The sequence below is a fragment of the Enterobacter sp. PGRG2 genome (genome assembly GCF_030291195.1).
Classification (GTDB): Bacteria; Pseudomonadota; Gammaproteobacteria; order Enterobacterales; family Enterobacteriaceae; genus Enterobacter_D.
In genome coordinates, this window is the sequence record NZ_CP127837.1 from 1493863 (window position 1) to 1497223 (window position 3361).

The 3361-nt window shown below is 58.0% G+C and carries 4 protein-coding genes; all 4 read left to right on the top strand.

The window, feature by feature from the left end:
- Nucleotides 1-754: carbohydrate porin (locus QRD42_RS06430; RefSeq protein ID WP_321988441.1), on the top strand; the 754-nt coding region annotated here is incomplete at its 5' end.
- A 114-nt stretch (nt 755-868) separates the two neighbouring features.
- A complete protein-coding gene (gene malM, locus QRD42_RS06435) occupies nt 869-1822 on the top strand; it encodes a maltose operon protein MalM (protein ID WP_321988442.1) in 954 nt (317 codons plus the stop codon).
- Nucleotides 1823-1999: 177 nt separating this feature from the next.
- Nucleotides 2000-2497, top strand: coding sequence for a chorismate lyase (gene ubiC / locus QRD42_RS06440; protein ID WP_072570183.1), 498 nt, complete (start codon nt 2000-2002; stop codon nt 2495-2497).
- A gap of 12 nt (nt 2498-2509) precedes the next feature.
- Nucleotides 2510-3361 (top strand): 4-hydroxybenzoate octaprenyltransferase (ubiA, locus tag QRD42_RS06445; protein ID WP_321988443.1); only part of this gene is annotated, 852 nt, incomplete at its 3' end.

The window sequence follows — 3361 nt, forward strand, 5'->3', positions numbered from 1 at the left end:
AAGAACTTATAACAACGAAGTGCCAAACGACGTGTTCGATGTGCGTTTAGCGGGTCTGGAAACTAACACCGACGGCGTACTGGAGCTGGGCGTTGACTACGGTCACACCAACCTGCGGGACGACTACACGCTGCGTCAGGGCGGCTCAAAAGATGGCTGGATGTTCACTGCTGAACATACCCAGAGCATGATGAAAGGCTTTAACAAGTTTGTGGTGCAGTACGCCACTGACTCTATGACCTCCAACGGTAAAGGCCGTCCGGAAGGCGGCAGCATCAATAACGACGGCAGCATGATCCGCTTGCTGGATCACGGTGCGATCACCCTGGCCGAACGCTGGGATCTGATGTACGTCGGCATGTACCAGGACATCGACCGTGACGACAGCAACGGCACCCGCTGGTGGACCGTGGGTGTGCGCCCGATGTACAAATGGACGCCGATCATGAGCACCCTGCTGGAAGTGGGCTACGACAACGTGAAATCACAGCGTACCGACGACACCAACAACCAGTACAAAATCACCCTCGCGCAACAATGGCAGGCTGGCGACAGCATCTGGTCCCGCCCGGCCATCCGCGTATTCGCCACCTATGCGAAGTGGGATGAGAAATGGGGTTACGCTAACACCAGCGCGGATACCGATGCCGGTTATACCAATGGTTTAGCGTACAACGATACCTCCGCCCGTACCTTCAGCCGTGGCGACAACGACGAAGTGACCTTCGGCGCGCAGATGGAAATCTGGTGGTAATCCCCCGTTAACCTGACGTAATGACCAAAAGAGGGGCGCAAGCCCCTCAACCCTTTGGGTGACGCGCGCTATTGCCTGGCAACCGTGGCACCTGTGAATTCAGAGGTGAAAACAATGAAAATGAAAAAAAGTCTCGTCGCATTCTGTCTGAGCGCCAGCCTGCTGGCGGCATGCCCGCTTTCCGCGCTGGCGGACATCAACTTTGTTCCACAAAACACCAGCAGCGCCCCGGCTATTCCGGCGGCGGAGCTGCAAAAACTGACCTGGACGCCGGTTAACCAGTCCAAAGCCCAGACCACCACAGTAGCGACCGGCGGACAAACCATTAACGTGCCGGGGATCAGCGGCCCGGTGATCGCCTGGAGCGTGCCGGCCAATATCGGTGAACTTACGCTGACGCTGACCAGCGAAGTGGATAAACAAACGCAGGTCTTTGCGCCGAACGTCCTAATCCTCGATCAGAACATGACGCCATCCGCCTTCTTCCCGAGCGACTATTTCACCTATCAGGAACCGGGCGTGATGAGCGCCGATCGGCTGGAAGGTGTGATCCGCCTGACGCCTGCGCTGGGGCAGCAAAAAATCTACGTGCTGGCCTTTACCCGCGATCAGGATTTGCAAAAGACCACCAAACTGATCAACCCGGCGAAAGCCTATGCCAAAGGCGCGGGTAACGCGATCCCGGATATTCCCGATCCGCTGGCGCGCCACGTCACCGATGGCAAGCTGACGCTGAAAGTGAAAACCAACAGCGGCTCCAGCGTGCTGGTCGGCCCGCTGTTTGGCTCCTCCGGCCCGGATCCGGTGACGGTGGGCAATACCGCCGCCCCGGCAACCGCTTACAACGCACCGGCTGCACCTGTTGCTGCGCCAGCCCCGGCACCTGCTCCGGCAGTGAAGAAAGAGCCGGTGCTGAACGAAACCGAAAACTACTTTAACCAGGGTATTCGTCAGGCCGTCGCCAAAGGCGAGATCGACAAGGCCCTGAAATTGCTCAACGAAGCAGAAAGCCTGGGATCTAAAACTGCCCGTTCAACCTTTATCAGCAGTGTAAAAGGCAAGGGGTAATTCACCCCGCAATGCTGATTTTGCTGTTTGGTGCGCCTTAACGGGCGCACCTTTTTTTGCGCCCCGCGCACGCTGTTGCGTATCTGTTACGCTTTTGCAAAGGACATGAACTTTGCCCGCCCGTCTGTGCCGGTTCTGCGATACAATACTTTTACGTTTTGTACCGGAGAGTAAGGCATGTCACACCCTGCGCTAACGCAACTGCGTGCGCTGCGCTACTTTGACGCAATCCCCGCGCTGGATCCGCAACTGCTCGACTGGCTGTTGCTGGAAGATTCCATGACCAAACGTTTTGAGCAGCAGGGCAAACAGGTGAGCGTGACGCTGATCCGTGAAGCCTTTGTCGCGCCGGATGAGATCCCTGAGGAGCTGCCGCTGCTGCCTGCGGAATCACGCTACTGGCTGCGCGAAATTTTACTCTGCGCCGATGGCGAACCCTGGCTTGCCGGGCGCACGGTGGTGCCTGAATCCACCCTCAGCGGGCCGGAGCTGGCGCTGCAAAAGCTGGGTAATACGCCGCTCGGTCGTTATCTCTTTACCTCGTCTACGCTTACCCGTGACTTTATTGAAATTGGGCGTGAGGATACGCTGTGGGGACGCCGCTCCCGTCTGCGTCTGGGCGGGAAGCCGTTACTGCTGACGGAACTGTTTTTGCCGGCATCGCCGTTGTACTAAGAGGAAGATAAAATGGAGTGGAGTCTCACTCAGGATAAGCTGCTGGCCTTTCACCGCTTGATGCGCACCGATAAACCCATCGGCGCGCTGTTACTGTTATGGCCCACGCTGTGGGCGTTATGGGTCGCCACGCCGGGCGTACCGCCGCTGTGGATCCTGGCGGTATTTGTCGCGGGCGTCTGGCTGATGCGCGCGGCGGGCTGCGTGGTGAACGATTATGCCGACCGTAAAATCGACGGGCACGTTAAGCGCACGGCGAACCGTCCTATGCCCAGCGGCGCGGTAACGGAAAAAGAAGCGCGTACGCTGTTTGTGGTGCTGGTGCTGCTGGCTTTTGTGCTGGTGCTGACCCTGAACCTGATGACCATTGCGCTTTCGGTGGCGGCGCTGGCGCTGGCCTGGGTGTATCCGTTCATGAAGCGCTACACCCATTTACCGCAGGTGGTGCTGGGCGCGGCCTTTGGCTGGTCCATACCCATGGCGTTTGCGGCAGTAAGTGAGTCCTTACCACTGAGCTGCTGGCTGATGTTTGTCGCCAACGTCTTATGGGCAGTGGCCTATGACACGCTGTATGCGATGGTTGACCGGGATGACGATCTGAAAATCGGCGTCAAATCGACGGCCATTCTGTTCGGGCGTCACGACAAACTGATCGTCGGCCTGTTGCAGGTAATAGTGCTGGCGCTGATGACCGCCGTCGGCTGGCTGAACGGGCTGGGCTGGCCTTACTATGCGTCGATAGCAGTGGCCGGTGCGCTCTTTATCTATCAGCAGTGGCTGGTGGTGAACCGCGAACGCGAGGCCTGCTTTAAAGCCTTTATGAACAATAACTACGTGGGTCTGGCGCTGTTTTTAGGGCTGGCG

Excerpts from the sequence above, each read along its gene's own strand:
- ubiC (WP_072570183.1), top strand. The coding sequence starts at position 2,000 with ATGTCACACCCTGCGCTAACGCAACTGCGTGCGCTGCGCTACTTTGAC.
- malM (WP_321988442.1), top strand. The coding sequence starts at position 869 with ATGAAAATGAAAAAAAGTCTCGTCGCATTCTGTCTGAGCGCCAGCCTG.